Source organism: Limnohabitans sp. (assembly GCF_038134685.1).
GTDB lineage: Bacteria > Pseudomonadota > Gammaproteobacteria > Burkholderiales > Burkholderiaceae_C > Limnohabitans_A.
The window spans coordinates 1-19,711 of the sequence record NZ_JAYPVP010000016.1 but is presented as its reverse complement, the minus strand read 5'-3'; the positions used below and the strand labels follow the sequence as shown (position 1 = coordinate 19,711).

General features: G+C 60.1%; 18 protein-coding genes. 7 read left to right on the top strand and 11 right to left on the bottom strand.

Annotated features, from left to right (window positions below; genetic code table 11):
• Nucleotides 1-38: 38 nt before the first annotated feature.
• Nucleotides 39-926, top strand: coding sequence for an NAD(P)-dependent oxidoreductase (locus tag AAFM15_RS08215; protein WP_341686229.1), 888 nt, complete (start codon nt 39-41; stop codon nt 924-926).
• A 7-nt stretch (nt 927-933) separates the two neighbouring features.
• Here the strand turns inward: AAFM15_RS08215 and AAFM15_RS08210 are convergent, their stop codons facing one another.
• From AAFM15_RS08210 to dcd, 3 genes are all read right to left on the bottom strand, one after another.
• Nucleotides 934-3,057 (bottom strand): TonB-dependent receptor, encoded by a 2,124-nt coding sequence (locus AAFM15_RS08210; protein WP_341686228.1) that lies wholly within the window; start codon nt 3,055-3,057, stop codon nt 934-936.
• 88 nt (nt 3,058-3,145) lie between these two features.
• Entirely contained in the window at nt 3,146-4,600 is a 1,455-nt protein-coding gene (locus AAFM15_RS08205) for a DEAD/DEAH box helicase (RefSeq protein WP_341686227.1), read from the bottom strand.
• 27 nt (nt 4,601-4,627) lie between these two features.
• Nucleotides 4,628-5,197: a dCTP deaminase gene (gene dcd / locus AAFM15_RS08200; RefSeq protein ID WP_341686226.1), complete on the bottom strand. Its 570-nt coding sequence runs from the start codon at nt 5,195-5,197 to the stop codon at nt 4,628-4,630.
• Nucleotides 5,198-5,287: 90 nt separating this feature from the next.
• On the opposite strand from dcd, the gene purT reads away from it, so the two are divergent.
• Nucleotides 5,288-6,430 carry a formate-dependent phosphoribosylglycinamide formyltransferase gene (gene purT / locus AAFM15_RS08195; protein ID WP_341686225.1) on the top strand — a complete coding sequence of 381 codons (1,143 nt, stop codon included), beginning with the start codon at nt 5,288-5,290 and terminating at the stop codon, nt 6,428-6,430.
• Nucleotides 6,431-6,470: 40 nt separating this feature from the next.
• On the opposite strand, the gene AAFM15_RS08190 is transcribed toward purT, so the two are convergent.
• The gene (locus AAFM15_RS08190; protein WP_341686224.1) at nt 6,471-7,547 is read right to left on the bottom strand and encodes a BMP family ABC transporter substrate-binding protein; all 1,077 of its coding nucleotides are present in this window, start codon (nt 7,545-7,547) and stop codon (nt 6,471-6,473) included.
• Between the two features lie 99 nt (nt 7,548-7,646).
• On the bottom strand, nt 7,647-9,707 hold the full coding sequence (locus tag AAFM15_RS08185) for an SLBB domain-containing protein (protein WP_371833097.1): 2,061 nt from the start codon (nt 9,705-9,707) through the stop codon (nt 7,647-7,649).
• 760 nt (nt 9,708-10,467) lie between these two features.
• On the opposite strand from AAFM15_RS08185, the gene AAFM15_RS08180 reads away from it, so the two are divergent.
• The gene (locus AAFM15_RS08180; RefSeq protein WP_341686222.1) at nt 10,468-10,755 is read left to right on the top strand and encodes a helix-turn-helix transcriptional regulator; all 288 of its coding nucleotides are present in this window, start codon (nt 10,468-10,470) and stop codon (nt 10,753-10,755) included.
• A gap of 46 nt (nt 10,756-10,801) precedes the next feature.
• On the opposite strand, the gene AAFM15_RS08175 is transcribed toward AAFM15_RS08180, so the two are convergent.
• From AAFM15_RS08175 to AAFM15_RS08160, 4 genes are read right to left on the bottom strand one after another with little or no spacing between them, the layout of a single operon-like run.
• Nucleotides 10,802-11,935, bottom strand: a complete 1,134-nt coding sequence (locus tag AAFM15_RS08175; protein ID WP_341686221.1) for a BMP family ABC transporter substrate-binding protein — start codon at nt 11,933-11,935, stop codon at nt 10,802-10,804.
• Nucleotides 11,936-11,981: 46 nt separating this feature from the next.
• On the bottom strand, nt 11,982-12,902 hold the full coding sequence (locus AAFM15_RS08170) for an ABC transporter permease (protein WP_341686220.1): 921 nt from the start codon (nt 12,900-12,902) through the stop codon (nt 11,982-11,984).
• Between the two features lies 1 nt (nt 12,903).
• Nucleotides 12,904-13,974: an ABC transporter permease gene (locus AAFM15_RS08165; protein ID WP_341686219.1), complete on the bottom strand. Its 1,071-nt coding sequence runs from the start codon at nt 13,972-13,974 to the stop codon at nt 12,904-12,906.
• Nucleotides 13,961-15,484 carry an ABC transporter ATP-binding protein gene (locus AAFM15_RS08160; protein WP_341686218.1) on the bottom strand — a complete coding sequence of 508 codons (1,524 nt, stop codon included), beginning with the start codon at nt 15,482-15,484 and terminating at the stop codon, nt 13,961-13,963. Before AAFM15_RS08160 ends, AAFM15_RS08165 begins: the two co-directional genes overlap by 14 nt.
• A 101-nt stretch (nt 15,485-15,585) precedes the next feature.
• Between AAFM15_RS08160 and AAFM15_RS08155 the strand changes: the two genes are divergently transcribed.
• Entirely contained in the window at nt 15,586-15,840 is a 255-nt protein-coding gene (locus tag AAFM15_RS08155) for an oxidoreductase-like domain-containing protein (protein WP_341686217.1), read from the top strand.
• On the opposite strand, the gene AAFM15_RS08150 is transcribed toward AAFM15_RS08155, so the two are convergent.
• The gene (locus AAFM15_RS08150; protein WP_341686216.1) at nt 15,823-16,449 is read right to left on the bottom strand and encodes a Crp/Fnr family transcriptional regulator; all 627 of its coding nucleotides are present in this window, start codon (nt 16,447-16,449) and stop codon (nt 15,823-15,825) included. The two genes, AAFM15_RS08155 and AAFM15_RS08150, sit on opposite strands and share 18 nt — an antisense overlap.
• Before the next feature lie 87 nt (nt 16,450-16,536).
• Between AAFM15_RS08150 and AAFM15_RS08145 the strand changes: the two genes are divergently transcribed.
• From AAFM15_RS08145 to AAFM15_RS08135, 3 genes are all read left to right on the top strand, one after another.
• Complete coding sequence (locus AAFM15_RS08145) at nt 16,537-17,946, top strand: 8-oxoguanine deaminase (RefSeq protein WP_341686215.1); 1,410 nt, start codon at nt 16,537-16,539, stop codon at nt 17,944-17,946.
• 83 nt (nt 17,947-18,029) lie between these two features.
• Nucleotides 18,030-18,368, top strand: a complete 339-nt coding sequence (locus tag AAFM15_RS08140; protein ID WP_341686214.1) for a CidA/LrgA family protein — start codon at nt 18,030-18,032, stop codon at nt 18,366-18,368.
• A 3-nt stretch (nt 18,369-18,371) separates the two neighbouring features.
• Nucleotides 18,372-19,100 carry an LrgB family protein gene (locus AAFM15_RS08135; RefSeq protein WP_341686213.1) on the top strand — a complete coding sequence of 243 codons (729 nt, stop codon included), beginning with the start codon at nt 18,372-18,374 and terminating at the stop codon, nt 19,098-19,100.
• Nucleotides 19,101-19,124: 24 nt separating this feature from the next.
• Here the strand turns inward: AAFM15_RS08135 and AAFM15_RS08130 are convergent.
• A partial coding sequence (locus tag AAFM15_RS08130) for a urate hydroxylase PuuD (protein ID WP_341686212.1) occupies nt 19,125-19,711 on the bottom strand: 587 nt, incomplete at its 5' end.

Genomic DNA, 19,711 nt, shown 5'->3' with positions numbered 1-19,711 from the left:
CAGCAGCAAGTCTGTGCAAAACGCGTGACAATCCGCGCATGAACTCCTCTACCCTTCCCATCGTTGCCGTCCTGGGCATTGGCCGCATGGGCCTGCCCATGGCCTCGCGCCTTTGCCAGGCAGGTTTCACTGTGCACGCCTGGAACCGCACCCCGGCCAAAGCCCAGCCCTTGGCCACACTGGGCGCTAGCGTTCATGCCCAGGTGCAAGACGCCGTGCGCGGGGCGGACATCGTCATCAGCCTGCTCGAAAACGGCCCGGTGGTCGAGGACGTTTTGTTTGCCCAAGGCGCCGCACAGGCCATGAAACAAGGTGCTTTGGTGGTGGACATGGCCTCCATCAAACCTGCCGAGGCCCGCGACCATGCGGCCCGGCTGCAGGCGCTTGGCGTGCAGCATGTGGATGCACCGGTGTCTGGCGGTACAGTGGCCGCCGAGGCGGGCACCCTGGCCATCATGGCCGGTGGGGAAACGACCGACCTGGCTCGGGCCGCACCCGTACTGCAGCACCTGGGCAAAACAGTACATGTAGGCCCACACGGCGCTGGGCAACTGGCCAAGCTGGCCAACCAGATGATTGTGGGCATCACCATTGGTGCCGTGGCCGAAGCGCTGTTGCTGTGCGCCAAAGGCGGCGCCGACATGGCCAAGGTGCGCGAGGCTATTGGCGGCGGTTTTGCCCAAAGCCGCATCCTGGAGTTGCACGGTCAGCGCATGATCGATCGGGACTTTGCTCCCCGCGGCAGCATGACGGTGCAGCGCAAGGATATGCGCAACGCCCTGGCCACCGCGCAAGAGCTGGGCTTTGAGGCGCCCATCACCACACTGTTCGAGCAGCTCTACAGCGAGGGCATCGAACACGGCCTAGCCGACAAAGACCATTCCGGGCTCTTCCTGGAACTGGCCCGCCGCAACGGCATGGCGTGAACGGGATTCAGAGCTTCATTTCCAGGCGCAGCTGCAGGCTGCGCCAGCTCGGGGCAGTGGTCGTTGCCGCTTCGGTCACCGTACCATTGTCAAACCGGCTGCTGCTCACATAGTCACGCCCCAGCGCATTGGACAACGTCAAGCGCAGACCTGTGCGCTCGTTGATGCGCCACAGTCCATACACATCCAGGACGCGCTTGGAGCCTATCCATGCAGCCTGTTCAGCACTGACACGGGTACCGTAGGCTGGGTTCAGGTTCAGGTTGCCGCCCACCGTCAGCGGCCAGCTGCGCATGCGGTAGTCTGCACCCAGGTTGGCGGTCATGTCAGGCTGACGGTCCAGCCGGTTGTCCGGCCCCGGAACCCCGTCCACACGCGAGTTGAAAAAACTCACATTGCTGCGAATGTCCACCGGCAGCGCCTGAGGCCACCACTGGTTGAGGCGGAACTTCGCCTCCAGCTCCAGCCCCTGAGTGATGGCGTTACCTATGTTTTCAGGTCGTACAACACACACCTGCTGCGGTAAGCCGCAGCTGTCGTTCAATTGGTAGCGAATCAAATCCTGCACATTGCGCCGGAACACGGTGGCGCTGAGCACACCCCCTTGTGCGAGATAGCGCTCAAACGTGATGTCTACCCCCGTGGCCAGCTCCGGACGCAAGCTGGGGTTACCGCTTCGGTCCGGGTTGGTCGGGCTGTTCTCGCCCGTACTTTGCTGGTACAAGCCAATCAGGTTGTACATGGACGGCGTCTTGTAGCTGCGCGTCAGGCTCATGCGGATCTGGTCACGCTTGTCCGGGTTCGGCTTGAACACTGCATGCAACAAAGGTGTCCACACACTGCTGCGGTTACGGCTGCCACTGTCACCCGCCTCGCCTTGGGTCAGCAAGGTCTCGTAGCGCAAACCGCCATAAGCCGACCATTGCCGGTTGATCGTGAATTCATCCTGACCATACAAGGCCCAACGTTGGGTCCGGGCTGACAGTGTCCCCCCCTCGGTCACCACAGCGGTATTGCCAGCCTCGCTGCGCTGAACCTGCTCATACTCCACGCCGCTGACCAGTTGATGTCCGCTGTCGAGCACCCGAGTCCACTTGCCGCTAAGGTTGGCGCTTTGGTCCAGAAAATCCTGATCCAGCGTGACGTTCGGCAGCAAGGTACTGCCTCCCGTCTGATCCATACGGTAGGCATAGCGCGACTGCCCAGCGCCCAAGCGCAGCTCCAGCTTGTCGTCGGCCGATAAACGCTGGCTCCACACACTGTTGAGGCGTGCCATCGCGAAATGGCTGTAGCGGTTTTGCGTGGCACGGTCGGTGCTGACGCCATTGTTGACTGTGCTGAAGCCTTGGCCGGAAGACTCGGAATACACCACAAAAGGCATCAAGGTCAGGCTCTTGCCGCCCTCGCCCTTCCATTGAAAGCGCCCGTTCAGATGCAGACCTCTGCGGTGGCCGGTGCTCACATCATCACGCCAGCGCTCGCCAGCTGTACCCGAGGTGTAGACACGGCTTTCATCGCTTCGGTCGCCATCCGATGCAGAGACCGTGATGGAGCCTGGCATCGGCCCATCCGGCAGGGGGTGAACCCACTGCAATTGCTGACTGCCTTGGCCGTGTTCCTGGTTGTGAGCCAGATTGAGCTCGTCAGGGCTGGCTTTGCGCGCTTCACGCAACACGATGTTGATGGTGCCTGCAATGGCTTGAGCGCCGGTTTCGGCCGTTGGCGCACGCATGATCTCGATACGCTGCACCTGGCTGGGCGGCAAGGATGTCACATCGAACCCTGGCGGGACGCGCTCGCCATCCAGCAAAATTTGTGTGTACCCGCCACCCAAACCACGCATGCGAATCGCGCCACCGCGTCCTGGCGTGCCCATGACCGTCACCCCCGGCTGACGCTTGAGCACCTCGCCGACGGTCGCATCACCCTGTTGCTCCAGTTCTTCACGACCGATCACGATCTTGGAGGCTGTCGACTCCTCACGCTCGCGACTGACGTTGTCACGTTCGGCACGAACCTCCACCTGCCCGAGGTCGGTACTGGACTGCGCCCAGGCGCCGACACAAAAACAGGCCAGCGCCACCGGTGTGAGCGGCCTGCGAAAACGTATCCCAAAATCAAAGGCTTGCATGGCCGTCATTCTGGCAGGCGAGCGCAATACGTTTTGCCCGAAACGTAAAAGCCCCTGTCAAGCAGGGGCTGCAAACCAGCAAAGACGCTTATTCGCCAGACTTGAACAGCGCAGCCACCTTGCGCTTGGGCTTGATGTTGGCAGACAAGCCCGAACGGCTGGGCATTGGAGCCGCCTGTTTTTCCCAGACGGGCGTCTGGACTTCGGCCGTACTGGCCTCGTAAGGCTTGTCAAAAAACGGATCGCGGCTCACCACTGCGGGGCGGTAGCCGCCGCTGCGGCGCTCACCGGGCGCATCGAGCACATCGCGTGGATCGCGGTCCTCACGACGGCGATAGCCGCCCTCACGGTCGCCGCGCTCTCCACGCTCAGAACGATCGCCATAGCGCCCCCGGCGCTCCTCCTCAAGTGCAAAAGCCTCGACCTCGATGGTTTTCTTGGTCAGCTTCTCGATCTCGGCCACGAGACGCTTGTCTGAGGGCGCCACCAGTGTCACGGCCAGGCCACTGGCACCGGCACGCCCCGTGCGGCCAATGCGGTGCACATAGTCTTCGGCGTTGAACGGCACATCAAAGTTGAACACCGCCGGCACATCCTTGATGTCCAGGCCGCGCGCGGCCACATCGGTGCACACCAGAAGGTTGACTTCGCCTTTCTTGAAGGCCTCCAGCGTCTTGAGGCGCTCGTCCTGGCTCTTGTCGCCGTGCAAGGCGCCGGTCTTGAAACCATCACGCTCCAGCGCACGTGCCAGTCGGGCACAACCGAGCTTGCTGTTGCTGAAAATAAAGGCCTGCTGCAAGCCACGGTCGCCCAACACCTTTTTGATCACGCGACGCTTGTCGTCGTCAGCGGCGGCAAAAAAACGTTGCTCAACCGTGGATGCGGTTTCATTGGGTCGCGCCACCTCGATGGTGACCGGATCTTGCAAATAGCTGCCCGCCAGGCGCTTGATCTCGGGCGAGAAGGTGGCCGAAAACAGCAGCGTGGTACGCTGCTTGGGCAGGTAGGACAGGATGCGCTGCAGGTCGGGCAGAAAGCCGATGTCCAACATGCGGTCGGCCTCGTCCAGCACCACGTATTCAACCTGGTTGAGGACGGCGGTCTTGGCTTCGATGTGGTCGAGCAAACGGCCCGGCGTGGCCACCAACACTTCAACGCCTTTTTTCAGCTCAGCCGTCTGCGGCTTCATGTCCATGCCGCCAAACACCACGGCGCTACGCAGCTGGGTGTACTTGGCGTACAGCTTGATCTGCTGCGCCACCTGGTCGGCCAACTCGCGCGTAGGCAACAGCACCAGGGCGCGCACGGGGTGGCGCGCGGGCGAGGTGGAGGCGTTTTCGTGCTTGAGCAAACGCTGCAGCAGCGGCAGCGAAAATGCAGCAGTTTTACCGGTACCGGTTTGCGCTGCGCCCATGACATCCTTGCCCGTGAGCACAACGGGAATGGCTTGTGCCTGGATGGGCGTCATGTTTTCGTAGCCCATTTCGGCCACGGCTTTGGCCAGCGAGGGGGCCAGAGACAATTGAGAGTAAGGGGTAGTCATTACCCTCTATTGTCGCATTTTGGGATTTCAGGTTTTGGGCAGCGTCACACCCACTTGGCCCTGGTACTTGCCGCCACGGTCGCGGTAGCTGGTTTCGCAGACCTCGTCGCTCTCGAAAAACAGCACCTGCGCGCAGCCTTCGCCAGCGTAAATCTTGGCCGGCAGCGGCGTGGTGTTGGAAAACTCCAGCGTCACGTAGCCTTCCCATTCGGGCTCGAAGGGTGTTACGTTGACGATGATGCCGCAACGAGCATAGGTGCTTTTGCCCAGGCAGACGGTCAGCACATTGCGGGGAATGCGGAAGTACTCCACCGTGCGGGCCAGCGCGAAGCTGTTGGGCGGGATGATGCAGACATCGCTGTTGATATCGACAAAGCTTTTTTCGTCAAAGTTCTTGGGGTCCACCACCGTGCTGTGGATATTGGTAAAGACCTTGAACTCGGGGGCGCAACGGATGTCGTAGCCGTAGCTGCTGGTGCCATAGCTGACAATTTTCTGGCCGGCGGCGTTCTGGCGAATTTGCCCAGGTTCAAAGGGCTCGATCATGCCGTGCTGCTCGGCCATGCGGCGAATCCACTTGTCGCTTTTGATGCTCATGAAAATTGCTCCAGTTGGGGGCATTGTAGGCAATCGGACAGCCACCCCATCGATAATCCGGCCACCCTTAACCTTTAAACGCTATTTCCTATGAAAAAAATCCTCCTTCTCGGCTCAGGCGAGCTGGGCAAAGAATTCGTCATCAGCGCCAAACGCCTGGGCTGCCATGTGGTCGCCTGCGACAGCTACGCCGGCGCCCCCGCCATGCAGGTGGCCGACCAGCACGAAGTGTTCAGCATGCTCGACGAAGCCGCACTGCGCGCCGCCATTGCCAAGCACCAGCCCGATTTGATCGTGCCCGAGATTGAAGCCATCCGCACAGAGGTGCTGTTGGACGTGGAAAAAGAAGGCTTTGAAGTCATCCCCAGCGCCCGTGCCGCCAACCTGACCATGAACCGCGACCGCATCCGCGACGTGGCCGTGGGCCTGGGCGTACGTACTGCCCGCTTTGCTTACGCCGAGTCCAGCGACGGCCTGCTGGCCGAGGCCCGCGCCATTGGCTTTCCGGTGGTCATCAAACCCGTCATGAGCTCATCGGGCAAAGGCCAAAGCGTGGCCAAGACCGAGGCCGACATCCAGGCCAGCTGGGACTACGCCTGCGCCGGCATGCGCGGCGACCGCCAAAAAGTCATCGTCGAAGAATTCATCGCCTTTGACTACGAAATCACCCTGCTGACGGTGCGCCAGCGCAAAGGCCCGACCCTCTACTGCCCTCCCATTGGCCATGTGCAGGAACGCGGCGACTACCAGTACAGCTGGCAACCCCAAGCCATGAAGCCTGAGTTCTTGCAGGCCGCACAAGCCATGGCCGACAAGGTCACGGCCGACCTGGGCGGCGCCGGCATCTTTGGCGTGGAATTTTTCGTCACCCAAGACGAAGTGATCTTCAGCGAACTGAGCCCTCGCCCGCACGACACCGGCATGGTGACGCTGATCAGCCAGAACCTGAGCGAATTTGATCTGCACGCCCGCGCCGTTCTGGGCTTGCCGATCCCGCTGATTGAAGCCGTCGAAGGCGCCAGCGCCGTGGTGCTGGCCGAGGGCGCTGGCAACAACCCCACATTCACCGGCGTGGAAGACGCCCTGAGCGAGCCCGGTGTAGACGTGCGCATTTTTGGCAAGCCCACCACGCGCCCCTACCGCCGCATGGCCGTGGCCCTGGCCAAAGGCCCGGATGCCCTGGCACGCGCCCGCGCGGCTGCTGCCAAAATCAAGGTGCACACCGAGGCTTGATGTCTGCCCCGAAGCCCCGGTGCAGGCCGGGGCTGGCCCATCACTTGTTGATGCGACCCACTACCCCGGCAACGAGGTAATTCATGTTCAGGATTTGTTCGTCACTGAGCTTTTGGCCTTTGGCAAGCACCTCACGGCCTTCGTTGTCCACGATCGGGCCTGTGAAGGGCTGCAACTTGCCTGCACCAATGTCTTTTTGACGCGCAAGAACTTCGTCTTGCACCTTTTTAGGCACCTTGGGACCAAAGTCGCCCACGCGGATCATGCCCTCGCGCACACCGCCCCAGACATTGCCGCTCTTCCAGTTGCCATCTGCCACGGCCTTGACACGGCGGGTGTAGTAGTCACCCCATTGGTGCGTCACGGCCACAATTTGCGCGTCCGGCGCCACCATGCGCATGTCCGAGTGGTAGGCCACGGCCATCTTGCCGCGCTCTTGCGCTGCCGCCATCACGGCCGTCGAACCCGTGTGGAAAGCGACGACATCCGCCTGCTGGTCAAACAAACTCATGGCCGCCTCGCGCTCTTTTGGCGGGTCGAACCAAGCGTTGAGCCACACCACCTTGACGGTGGCTTTGGGGTTGACCGAGCGCATGCCCAAGGTGAAGGCATTGATGCCCTGCAGCACCTCGGGAATCGGGAAGCCGGCCACATAACCGGCCACATTCGTCTGCGTCATGCGTCCTGCAGCGATGCCCGCCAGGTAACGCCCTTCGTAATAGCGCGCATTGGAAGCTGCCACGTTGGCCGCTGTCTTGTAGCCCGTCACCGATTCGAACTTCACGTTCGGAAAATCTTTGGCGACCTTGAGCGTGGGCTCCATATAGCCAAAGCTGGGCGTGAAGATGATCTGGTTGCCCTGAACCGCCAAGTCGCGGATCACACGCTCGGCATCCGCGCCTTCGGCCACATCGGCCACAAACGTGGTTTTGACCTTGTCACCCAAGGCCTTTTCAACGGCCTTGCGGCCCTCGTCGTGCTGCTTGGTCCAGCCCGCCTCGGTGATGGGCGAGACATACACAAAGCCGGCCTTGACGGGCTCGGCAGCCTGGCTGGTGGTGGCAAGGGAAAAGGAAAAACAGGCGACCGCGAGCGCGGCTGCGAGGTTTTTGTACATGGTAGTCCTCTACATGGCCCCGGTGGTTGGACAAAACAAAACCCGCCGGGGCGCGGGTTTTGCTTAATTTTATGTCAACTCAAAGGGACTTGACATCTTTTAGTACCCCAGCGCCTTGAAGCCCGCTGCCCCCATCCCAAATTGGTAGAGCAGCGCGGTCCAGTCTTTGGCACCTTGCATGAAGCGGGTGTAGCTAGTGCGTTTGTCGAGCACTTCGGGCACGAACACGCTGTCGCCGGGTTTGAGCTCTGTGGTCATAAAGCTGCGGTTGCCAAAGCCGGCAAAACTGCGCTGCGCTTCGTTGGCCACCACGGTGCCATCGGCGCGAATGAGCAGGGTGCCTTCCAGATCGGCGTCGCGGGTGGGACCGGCGCGGTTGATGTAGTCGACCACGGTGTCGCCCTTGCGGTAAATGAAGCTTGTTTTGGCCAGCACCGAGCCGAACACGGCCACAAAGCTGGGACGAAGGGGCACGGTGATGGTATCGCCATCTTCCAGCAGCAAGACGGGAAACTCGGGCTTGTCGGGGTGCATTTCCAGTGCGATGCGGCCGCTGGCTTTAAGGTTGCGCAGGCGGGCCACGGTTTGGCGCTGGGTGGCCAGCTGGGCCTGAACGCTGGCAGCATCTGTGCTGTTGGGGCTGGCGTTTTGCAGCAGCGTGCTGGCCATGGATTCAGTCTGGGCCTGCATTTGCGAGACGGCCTCGTCCAGGTTGGCTTGCTGTTGTTTGCGGGTGCTTTCGCGGGTAAAGGTGGTGCCGTAGGCGTAGGCGTTGGCCGTCAGGCCGCCGGCGCGCTTGAGCAGTTCTTCCAGCGTGTCGCCGGGCTGGATCTGGTAGATGCCGGGCACGTTGACTTCGCCGCCAATGTTGACGAAGTGCGAGCGCTTGGCCATGGGCACGGGCACGTCTTTGACGCCAAAGATGGTGACCACGTCGCCAGGCTGCAGCTCGATGTTATTGGCGGGGTCTTTGTCGCGAATGGCTTTGGACAGGTTGAACGGGATGAGCTCGGTCTTGACCTCTTTGGCGTTGAGGCGTTCGACGGCAGCGTAGTCCCAGTTGATTTCTTCCAGCAAGTTTTTGACTTCGTTGACGACGCGTGCGTCCGTCACGGCCTTGCCGGATTCGTATTGGACAACGATGTTTTTGCGCTGGTAGTAGTCGTGCTGGATGAGGGCAGCGGGCTCCGGAATCAGGTCGGAGATGCGCATGCCTTTGGTGTAGGCATAGCGCAGGGGGTCGGCCACGTTGCCGCGGAGGGTGACGGCGTTGGCAAAGGCGGGGCTGATGGGGAACAGGGTGACCACGTCGCCGTCACGCAGGGTGCTTTGCAGGCCGGCGGCATCGAGCGTGCGGGACTCGACGATGCGGGGCGCAGCCACGGCGGCGCTGTCCACCCGCTCGATTTGCGCCTTGTGCGGGTTAGTGAGCACGCGCAGGCCGCCGCTGTAGCCCAGCAGGGCCTGCAGGTTTTCGGCGTTGTTTTTAAGTTCATAGATGGCGGGCTTGTCCAAAGCACCAAGAACAGCAACACGGGGGCCGACTGGCGGAATGACAATCACATCGCCTGGCTGTAATGGCGCATCCTGAGCAGTGCTGCCGCTGTAGATAAAGTCATACACATCCAACGCTGTCACTTTTTGACCTCTACGGATCAGCTCTATATGACGCATCGATCCCATAGCTGATGGGCCTCCACTCTCAAAAACAGCACTGAGGAGTGTTGATAGCCCTGAAACCGTATACAAACCAGGACGCTTGGCTTCACCCACGACATACACTTGAATTGAGCGTAAGCCTCCGAGGGTGGCGGTCAGCTCGAAATTGCGATACACATATCCCACGCTCTTGATCAAGACCCTGTCTAACTCATCAGCGCGTGTTCCTGCAACAGTCACAGGACCAATTTTGGGAATCATGATTTGACCATTACGATCTACTGTAAGTCGTAGGGCCATGTCTACCGCACCCCAAACCTTCAGATCAATGTCATCACCAGGCCCGACCACGTAAGCAGAAGGCACAGGAACATTGGCTAACGAGTTAAACCGCTTTCCTTCAAACAGTCTCGCGCCGAAGATTGGCAGCAGTCGCCCTGTACTTTGTTGTACAAACAACTGAAATTGGTTGGGTGTCGTCAAGACAGGATCAGCAGGCATGGAGGCTTCACCATTGAGTGTTGTCAGGGCATCGCCCTTACCCAGCTGCTGAGCACCCAACTCCAAAGCTGACTTTTGAGCACTTTGCTGCGCCTGGATCCCTCTGAGATCTGAAGTCGCGCCTTGTGTTGGCAACGGAATATTGCTCAAACTTGATCCTGCATCTGAAAGACCTGCAGGGGAGCCTGCACTCAAACCAGCATTACCAAGAGTTTGGCCATATGCGACCGAAAGCCATGCAAAACACAACCCAATTGAAATATGTCTAGAAAGGTATGAAGGCAAATTCATGGTCAATTGAGTATTTGAGATAAGTTCGTCCAACTATCGACGTCGATCAGGACGAGCACATCCCAATTCATTGAGTCGATGATTCACTTGTGCCTGTAACAAAACCAGCTGGGAGTGATCTAAGGCATTCACATCCAGACGAACGTGGCTATTGACCAGCGGACACCCAAGATATGACTCAAGAACTGCAACCACATTTGCACGGGGCATTGACAGGCCCACAACCCATCGGCGCACAGCCTCTGCCGACAAAATGAGCTCCCCGCCTGTAAAAAGGTCAAGTTCACGCGCCAGAAAGGCACTTGTGACGTGTCGTCCGAACTTTCTTTTCAGCGCGTCTCGCAAAGCTTGCGAAAACTCTTTGGCTGAGGTGTTCATTGCTAGGCAACGGTTGTGTGTAAGACGCTTTAAATCTAGTCAGAAATAGAATCAAAAACACAAGCATTCTTGGAAAGTGAGCTTGCGATAGATGGGATTTATTGAATTTATATCCTTTTTTGGGATATTCCTGATTGGGATTCAACATTGGGTCATGTTGACCACCAACCGTAAAGATCTGCTGCGATTGCGGCTCAGGCAGATGCGCCTGGACAAAGGGGTGCGTCAGGCTGACTTGGCAGAGGCTTTAGGACGTCAGCAGTCCTATGTGGCCAAGTTTGAGTCTGGAGAGAAGACTCTTGGCTTTATTGAAGTGCTCGACATTTGCCAAGCCCTCAAATGCAACCCCGCTACGTTGGTGCGGGAATTGACGAAATAAAAAAAGGGCTGCCGAAGCAGCCCTTGTTCAGACACTCAGAGGCAGATCACTTGCCGCTGGGGATCTTGCCTTCCACGCCCTTGACGTAGAAGTTGATGCCGCCGAGGAACTTGTCATCAGCCACAGCGTCCTTGGCCAGCACTTCCTTGCCGTCCTGACCGACGATCGGGCCTTTCCAGATTTCGAAGCTGCCGTCTTTCAGGCCAGCCTTGACTTCATCGAGTTTGGCCTTGGCGTCAGCGGGCACATCGGCTGCGACGGACACGAAGTCGATCGCACCTTCTTTAACGCCCCACCAGGCGGCCTGGTTACCAGCCCACTTGCCCTCAAGCGCTTCACGCACAGCCTTGACGTAATAAGGACCCCAGTTGATCACAGCAGAGCCCAGGTGGGCTTTGGGACCGTAGGCGCTCATGTCGCTGTCCCAGCCGAAGGCACGCTTGCCCATTTTTTCGGCGGTTTGCAGCACGGCGCTGGAATCGGTGTTTTGCATCAGCACGTCAGCGCCGCCGTTGATCAGAGCGGTAGCGGCTTCTGTTTCTTTTGGTGGGTTGAACCACTCGTTGACCCACACCACTTTGGTCTTGACCTTGGGGTTGACCGACTGGGCACCCAGGGTGAAGGAGTTGATGTTACGGATCACCTCGGGAATTGGGATGGATGCGACCACGCCCAGAGTATTGGATTTGGTCATCTTGCCAGCCACCACGCCAGCCATGTAGGCGCCCTGGTAGGTGCGGCTGTCATAGGTGTTCATGTTGGCAGCTTGCTTGTAGCCGGTGGCGTGCTCGAACTTGACGTCAGCGGTATCGGCTGCGACTTTGAGCATCGGCTCCATGTAGCCAAAGGTGGTGCCAAAGATCAGCTTATTGCCTTGGGATGCCATGTCGCGGATTACGCGCTCGGCATCAGCGCTCTCGGGGACGTTTTCCACAAAGCTGGTAACCACTTTGTCACCAAATTCTTTTTCCACGGCTTTGCGGCCGTTATCGTGCGCAAAGGTCCAGCCACCGTCACCCACAGGGCCCACATAGGCGAAGGCCACTTTCAGGGGCTCGGCCTTGGCGGGCGCAGCAGCAGCAGGCGCCTCTTCTTTTTTGCCACAGGCCACCAGGGCAGCAGCGGTCACTGCTGTAAGGGCCACCATCTTGATGATGGAACGTTTGGAAAAGTCAGTCATGTCAGTTCCTTTGAGAACGAAGTAAAAAAAGCAGACAACCGGCGCATTATGAACCGGGATGGAACGGTTTCCCCAAAGAGGCCGGCATATTGATCCGGATCCAGGTCGGGTTACGTGAAATCAGCGCCAGCACCACGATGGTGGCCACATAGGGCATGGCCGTCAATGCCTGGCTGGGAATATCCACCCCCTGGCCCTGCAAATGAAACTGCAACATGGTGACGCCGCCGAACAAGTAAGCACCAAGCAAAACGCGTGCCGGGCGCCAGGTGGCAAAGGTGGTCAGCGCCAGGGCAATCCAGCCCTTTCCTGCCACCATGCCTTCAACCCACAAGGGCGTGTAGATCACCGAGATATAGGCGCCGGACAGACCACACAGCGCCCCCCCCACGACCACAGCCAACAGTCTGATGCGGCGCACTGGATAGCCTAGTGCATGCGCCGACTCAGGCGATTCGCCCACCGCACGCAGGACCAGGCCTGCACGACTCCTGTACAAAAACCAGATCAACCCTAAAGCCAAGGCCATGGCCAGATACACCATCGGGTGCTGCTTGAACACGGCCGTCCCAATCCATGGCAGATCGCCCAGAACGGGGATGGAAAAATGGGAGCGCTCAGGCAGTTTTTCCTGCACATAAGCAATACCTGCAAAAGCCGAGAAGCCAACACCAAACAAACTCAGGGCCAGACCCGTGGCGTACTGGTTGGTGCCCAGCCAAATGACCAGCGCAGCAAAAATGGCAGCCATGAAAGCGCCCGCCCCCATGCCTGCGGCAAAGCCCAGCCAGTCGTTGCCGGTGTGCACCACGGTGGCAAAACCGGCAATGGCAGCGCACAGCATCATGCCCTCAGCTCCGAGGTTGACGATGCCCGCTTTTTCATTGATCAACAGACCCAGGGCCGCCAGCGCCAGCACAGTGCCGGCGTTGAGGGTTGAAGCCATCAGGAGTGCGTAGGTTTCCATCTCACTGTGCTCCTTGCTTGCGCACCCAGCGCAGACGGTACATCACCAAGGTGTCGCAAGCCAGCAAGCAAAACAGCAGCAGCCCCTGGAACACGCCCGTGATGGATTTGGGCAAGCCAATGCGTGATTGCGCCAGCTCACCGCCGATATAAAACATGCTGAGCAAGATGGCCGAGAACACCATACCCACCGGATGCAAACGCCCGACAAATGCCACGATGATGGCGGCAAAACCATAGCCAGCGGGCACATAAGGCGTCAGCTGGCCAATGGGCCCAGCCACCTCCAGCGCACCGGCCAGCCCCGCCGCACCGCCAGACACCAGCAGCGCCGTCCACAAGGCCTTGCGCGAGGAAAAGCCTGCGTAACGCGCGGCATCGGGCGCCAGCCCGCCCACCTGCTGGGCAAAACCGGCACGGGTTTTGAACAAAAACACCCACAGCAGGCCGACACCTGCAAGTGCGAGCAAGAGGCCCATGCTGACACGGGAGCCACTCATGAGGCGGGGCACCAGCGTCACGGCTTCGAAGGTCTTGGTTTGCGGGAAGTTGTAGCCGGCGGGATCTTTCCAGGGGCCATACACCAGGTAACCCAAGACCATCTGCGCGACGTACACCAGCATCAGGCTGACCAGGATTTCGCTGGCATGAAAGCGGTCACGCAACAAGGCCACCAGGCCAGACCAGAGCATGCCACCAGCCATGCCAGCCAGTAGCACAGCCAAGACGATCAGGCGGCTCGATTGTGGGTCGGCCATCAGCGCCACACCCGAAGCGAAGATGGCGCCCATGACAAATTGCCCTTCGGCACCGATGTTCCAGACGTTGGAGCGGAAGCACACTGCCAGCCCCAAGGCAATGATCAACAGCGGCGTGGCCTTGACCATCAGTTCGCCCAGAGCGTAAGTGCTTTTGACAGGCTCCCAAAAGAACATCTGCAGGCCACGGACGGGATCTTTGCCCAGCGCGGCAAAGAGAGCCATGCCCACCAACACCGTCAGTGCCAAGGCCAGCAAAGGCGAGGCCCAGGTCCATAAACGGGACCGCTGTGGGCGAGGTTCAAACCGCAACATGATGTTCCTCCCACAAGCCGCTCATCCACTCTCCAATCGTTTCGGTGCTGGCCTGACTGCGCGGCAAACTGGGGGACAAGTGACCCTTGGCAATCACATGCAGACGATCCGCGATTTCAAACAACTCATCCAGCTCTTCGCTCACGACCAGCACGGCGCAGCCAGCATCGCGTAGCGCCAAAATTTCGGCCCGAATCTGCGCCGCTGCACCCACGTCCACCCCCCAGGTGGGCTGCGAAACAATCAACAACCGGGGTTGAGCACTGATCTCGCGGCCCACGATGAATTTCTGCAAATTTCCACCAGACAAAGATCGGGCGGGGGCATGTGCTCCAGCGGCCTTGACCTTGAAGCGGGCAATGATGTCCTGCGCCTGCGCCTGCAACTTGCCGCCCTGGATCCATCCGCTTTTGCTGACCGACTCAGTCCGGGTGAGCAGCAGGTTGTCCGCCAGGCTCATGCTGGGCACGGCGCCACGGCCAAGGCGCTCTTCAGGGACGAAGTGCAGGCCGAGTTTGCGGCGGTGGGCGGGGCCGAGGTGGGCTACGTTTTGACTGTCCATGCGAATGCTGCCCTCTGGTGCTCGGGTGTCTTCGCCCGATAAAGCCCACATCAACTCTCGCTGCCCGTTGCCAGACACACCGGCCAGGCCCACCACCTCGCCACTGCGAACTTGCAGATTGATACCTTTCAGGTCAACCCCAAAGGGGTCTTCGGTATGCAATGTGAGTGATTGAACATCCAGCACGACTTCTCCCGCCTCGCGTGGCACCGGGGCCAGCGCGGGTGGCTCTGCGCCAATCATCAGTCGGCTCAGACTGGCGTTGGACTCTTCACGTGGATCACATACACCTGTCACTTGCCCGGCACGCATGACCGTACAGGCGCTGCACAGCGCACGAATTTCGTGCAGCTTGTGGCTGATGTAGAGCAAGCTGCAACCTTGCGCCACCAGTTGGTGCAGCACTGCAAACAACTTCTCAACAGCCTGTGGAGTCAATACCGAAGTCGGCTCATCCAGAATCAGCAGCTGCGGGTCCGTCAGCAAGGCACGAATGATTTCGACCCGTTGCATCTCGCCTACGCTCAAAGTGTGTACCGGGCGCTCGGGGTCGATGTCCAGACCGTATTCACTGGCCTTGAGGGCAATTCGCTGGCTGACTTCGGTAAGGGACATCGATTTGTCCAGTCCAAGCCATACATTTTCGGCCACGGTCAAGGTGTCAAAGAGGCTGAAGTGCTGAAACACCATGCTGATGCCCAGCTTGCGCGCCTGCTGCGGGTTGCGGATCTGAACCTGCTGACCATTGAAGAAAACTTGTCCCTCGTCGGGCTTGACCGAGCCATAGATGATCTTCATGAGGGTCGACTTGCCCGCACCGTTTTCGCCCAGAACGGCATGAGCTTGCCCTGGCAAGACCTTCAAGGACACGTCCTGGTTGGCCACTACACCTGGGTAGCGTTTGGTCACATGGGCTAGCGACAGGCGCGGCGTGGGGTTGGCAAACATCGGACTCCTTGGCAGGGCCTGCACAGGTGGCCCAACAACTGACTAGCAAGTTCACAGCCAGATTTTAGACCGGTCAACTCTGCCATGACCGACAATATGGCATGACTTCGTCTTCCGTCACAGGCCTCATTCACGACCCTGCTGCCAGCCAGCGTGAGTCGGTACGCAAGGCGATTGCCCAGTTCCAGCAACGCCTGCAGGAGGCGGGACTCGATTTTCGCGACCCGCCTGAAGAACCCACTTCGTGCTGCGGCCGTGGCTGCCATGGCTGCGTCTGGGAAGGCTACGAAGCCGCTTTGACCTGGTGGTACGAAGAAGGCGGGGAGCTGCTGGCGGGCTCAAGCACCAGCGAGTGAGCGCAGTGCGTCCGGATTGGTCAGCTGCAGGATACGACCACGACCGCTGATCAGTTCGCTCTCACGCAACTGGCGAAGGATGCGCGAAAAGGTTTCGGGAGCGATGCCCAATTGCGTTGCAATGATGCGTTTGCGCTCATTCAAGTAAACCTGCAAACGCTTGGTCGCTGGGTCCTGCTCGGCATGGCGCAGCAACCATTCAGCGCAACGGGCATCGGCATCTTTGGCCAGACGGCTAACGGCAAGTTCCACCTGTTGGCGCTGGGAGCGGGCCAGATCGTGCATCAGTTCCCGCGAAGCTGCAGGCCAGGTTTTGCAGCGGGACTGAAAATCCTTGAGGGCGATTTTCTCGACCTTCACATCGGTATCCGCGACCACATCCACCAAATAGGGCTCATCGAGCACCACCGAGGCGGCCTCGATCCACAGCGGGCCTTCTTGCTGGCCCAACTGGTGCACCATGCCAGTCTCATCCATCAGCCCCAGGCGAATTTGGCCTTCTTGCAGGTGCCAGACCCCATCGGCCGTTTGGCCACGGTGAATCAGCACCGTGCCCGCCGGCAGGATGAGCGCTGTGTCGGCTTGTGGGGATGTTGCAAGTCGTGCCATGCGACTGAATGTGCCACGCCAGACCCCTCGCAGTTTTGATGCACATCAACCCATGGGCAACCGCCGCAGTGGCGTACCATGGCGCCCATGAGCACTTTGTTGATCCACCGCGCCCGCTGCATTGCCACCCAGGACGATGCCCAGACCGAACTGCAAGACGCCTCCATCCTGATCCGGGATGGGTTGATTGAGCGCATCTTCAAAGCGGACGAGCCGCTCGACGCCTGGCTGGCCCCGGGCGCAGTAGACGAAGTGATTGATGCGCGCAAACACGTGGTAATTCCGGGCATGGTCAATACTCACCACCACATGGTGCAATGCCTGACGCGGGCCATTCCCGGTGTACAAAACGCGGAACTTTTTTCCTGGCTGCAGGGGCTCTACCCCATCTGGGCCGGGCTGACGCCAGAGATGGTGCTGGTGTCCAACCAGATCGCGATGGCCGAGTTGCTGCTCAGCGGTTGTACCACCAGCAGCGACCACCTCTACATCTACCCCAACGGCATCCGTCTGGACGACAGCATTGAAGCGGCCCACACGATTGGCATGCGCTTTACGGCCACCCGCGGCAGCATGAGTGTGGGCGAAAGCCAAGGCGGCCTGCCACCGGACCGCGTGGTGGAAAAGGAAGACTTCATCCTGCAGGAATCGCGCCGCTTGGTCGAGACCTATCACGACGCCAGTCATGGCGCGATGCTGCAGGTGGCGCTGTCGCCATGTTCACCCTTTAGCGTGAGCCAGGATTTGATGCGCGAATCGGCCAAACTGGCTCGCGCCTACAAAGTGCGTTTGCACACCCACCTGGCCGAAAACGACCACGACATTGCCTACACCCGCGAAAAATTCAACTGCACCCCAGCCCAATATGCACAGGACCTGGGCTGGGTGGGTGACGATGTGTGGCACGCCCACTGCGTCAAGCTCGACGACGAAGGCACGTACCTGTTTGCCAAAACCAGCACCGGCATTGCCCACTGCCCGTGCAGCAATATGCGTCTGTCCAGCGGCATCTTGCCGCTGCGTAAGATGCTCGATGCCGGTGTGCCCATTGGCCTGGGCGTAGACGGCAGCGCAAGCAACGATGCGGCGCACATGCTCAATGAGGCTCGCCAGGCCATGTTGCTCGCCCGCGTGGGCCGTGCCCTGGACGACTTTGGCTGCGACCACGGCCCCGCCGAAATGACTCCGCGCGACAGCCTGCGGGTGGCCACCCGTGGCGGTGCACAGGTGCTCGGCCGCGCACACGACATTGGCCAGATTCGCGTGGGTTACTGCGCCGACCTGGCCCTGTTCCGCACCGACACCCTGGGCATGGCGGGCGGTGCCATCCACGACCCGGTGGGCGCGCTCATGTTGTGCGCCAGCCAGAATGCGGACTACACCGTCGTCAACGGCCGCGTGGTGGTGCGCGAAGGCCAGCTCACCACGGTAGACCTGGGGCCCTTGATCGAGCGCCATAACCAGCTGGCCCTGCAACTGGCGCTGGCGGCGCGCTGACAGTCGTCGCGCAGGGATTGCCTCACCCTGCGTCAAAACTGCTTGGACTGGTCAGGCGCAGCGGCTGTGCCTACACTGGGGCCATGATTCAAGGTCTCGTACAACTTTTCATGTTCCAGGCGCTGGGCGAATTGCTCTCGCGCTTTGCGCTGCCCTTCATTCCCGGACCGGTGCTGGGCCTGGTGGCACTGCTGGGCTTTTTGGCTGCGCGCGGCCGTGTGCCGGTTCATATTGACACGGTGGGAAGCTCCATCTTGCAGCACCTGGGTTTGCTGTTCATCCCGGCCTCGGTGGGCGTGGTGCTGTACCTGCCGCTTTTGCAGGCCAATGCCTGGGCCATCAGCACTGCCTTGGTCATCAGCGTGGTGACCACGGTGGCAGTGACAGCCGGTTTGCTCAAAGTCCTGAGTCCCAAGGAGTAAGCCATGACGCAGCCCTTGCCGCCGATTTCAGAAATTTGGGTTTACCTCTCAGGCAGTCCGCTGCTGGCCCTGGTGCTCACCCTCAGCGCTTACTGGCTGGGCTTGACGGTGTACGAGCGCAGCCAGCGCAACCCCTTGGCCAACCCGGTCTTGATTGCCGTGGTGCTGGTGACCGTGTGCATCCAGCTGCTGGACATGCCCTATGCCAAGTACTTTGAGGGCGCACAGTTTGTGCACTTCCTGCTGGGCACGGCCACGGTGGCGTTGGCCATTCCGATTTACAAAGGCTTTGCCTCGCTCAAAAGCCGCATGGGTGTGTTGATGCTGGCACTGATGGCGGGGGGTGTCACCTCCATCCTGACTGCCGTGAGTGTGGCGCGCGCCCTGGGCGTGGATGCTTCGCTGGTGCGCGGGCTGGTGGCCAAATCGGTCACCGCACCGATTGCGATGGGCATCGCCGAACGGGTACAGGCCTCGCCCACGCTGACAGCGATTTTTGCGGTGAGTACGGGTATTTTGGGCGCGGTGCTGGGCCGTTATGTGCTCAACGCGCTGAAGGTCACGGCCTGGTGGCAACGCGGTTTTGCCCTGGGTGTGGCCGCGCACGGCATTGGGACGTCTCGCGCTTTTAGCGTGCACCCGGAGGCTGGGGCTTACGCCAGCTTGGGCATGGGCTTGCACGGCATTATGGGTGCCGTGCTGATTCCATACTTGGCAGGATTGTGGGGCTGAGCGTGGGCCTGGGTCCGCGTGTTTTTATTGCAGCGGTGCGCCACCTTCAAACCAGCGCTTGATGAGCTGGCGCTCGTCTTCGGTGATCTGGGTCGCGTTGTTGAGCGGCATCTGCCGGGTCACAGCCACTTGTTGGTAAATGCCTTGAGCGTTGGCTTTGATGCTTTCGCTTTGGTCGAGGCGGATGCCTTTCATTTGCGCGGCTTCGCCGTGGCACATGTAGCAGCGTTGGGCAAGCACGCTTTGCACTTGCGCAAAACTCACTGGCGCTTGGCTGGCTGCAGTTTGCGGCTGTGCAGCGGGTTTGAGTGCAACAATCACGCTCACCAACAACAGCACGCCCACCACAGCGAAAGGCAGCGGGTTCTTGGCACGGCCCAGGTGGTAGCCGTGGCGCTGCACGAAGAATTGGCGGATCAGGGCGCCAGCAAACATCATCACAAACAGGAGCACCCAGCGGTGCTCGTGCGTGTACAGGAAGCTGTAGTGGTTGCTCAGCATCGCGAAGATGACGGGCAGCGTGAAGTAAGTGTTGTGCACGCTGCGCTGCTTGCCGCGCTTGCCATGAATGGCGAGGGCCGCCGCATCGTATCTCTCGCCGCTGGTCATGG

Coding starts and splice junctions, on each gene's coding strand:
- AAFM15_RS08215 (WP_341686229.1), top strand. CDS start 39: ATGAACTCCTCTACCCTTCCCATCGTTGCCGTCCTGGGCATTGGCCGC.
- AAFM15_RS08210 (WP_341686228.1), bottom strand. CDS start 3,057: ATGCAAGCCTTTGATTTTGGGATACGTTTTCGCAGGCCGCTCACACCG.
- AAFM15_RS08205 (WP_341686227.1), bottom strand. CDS start 4,600: ATGACTACCCCTTACTCTCAATTGTCTCTGGCCCCCTCGCTGGCCAAA.
- dcd (WP_341686226.1), bottom strand. CDS start 5,197: ATGAGCATCAAAAGCGACAAGTGGATTCGCCGCATGGCCGAGCAGCAC.
- purT (WP_341686225.1), top strand. CDS start 5,288: ATGAAAAAAATCCTCCTTCTCGGCTCAGGCGAGCTGGGCAAAGAATTC.
- AAFM15_RS08190 (WP_341686224.1), bottom strand. CDS start 7,547: ATGTACAAAAACCTCGCAGCCGCGCTCGCGGTCGCCTGTTTTTCCTTT.
- AAFM15_RS08185 (WP_371833097.1), bottom strand. CDS start 9,707: ATGCCTGCTGATCCTGTCTTGACGACACCCAACCAATTTCAGTTGTTT.
- AAFM15_RS08180 (WP_341686222.1), top strand. CDS start 10,468: ATGGGATTTATTGAATTTATATCCTTTTTTGGGATATTCCTGATTGGG.
- AAFM15_RS08175 (WP_341686221.1), bottom strand. CDS start 11,935: ATGACTGACTTTTCCAAACGTTCCATCATCAAGATGGTGGCCCTTACA.
- AAFM15_RS08170 (WP_341686220.1), bottom strand. CDS start 12,902: ATGGAAACCTACGCACTCCTGATGGCTTCAACCCTCAACGCCGGCACT.
- AAFM15_RS08165 (WP_341686219.1), bottom strand. CDS start 13,974: ATGTTGCGGTTTGAACCTCGCCCACAGCGGTCCCGTTTATGGACCTGG.
- AAFM15_RS08160 (WP_341686218.1), bottom strand. CDS start 15,484: ATGTTTGCCAACCCCACGCCGCGCCTGTCGCTAGCCCATGTGACCAAA.
- AAFM15_RS08155 (WP_341686217.1), top strand. CDS start 15,586: ATGACTTCGTCTTCCGTCACAGGCCTCATTCACGACCCTGCTGCCAGC.
- AAFM15_RS08150 (WP_341686216.1), bottom strand. CDS start 16,449: ATGGCACGACTTGCAACATCCCCACAAGCCGACACAGCGCTCATCCTG.
- AAFM15_RS08145 (WP_341686215.1), top strand. CDS start 16,537: ATGAGCACTTTGTTGATCCACCGCGCCCGCTGCATTGCCACCCAGGAC.
- AAFM15_RS08140 (WP_341686214.1), top strand. CDS start 18,030: ATGATTCAAGGTCTCGTACAACTTTTCATGTTCCAGGCGCTGGGCGAA.
- AAFM15_RS08135 (WP_341686213.1), top strand. CDS start 18,372: ATGACGCAGCCCTTGCCGCCGATTTCAGAAATTTGGGTTTACCTCTCA.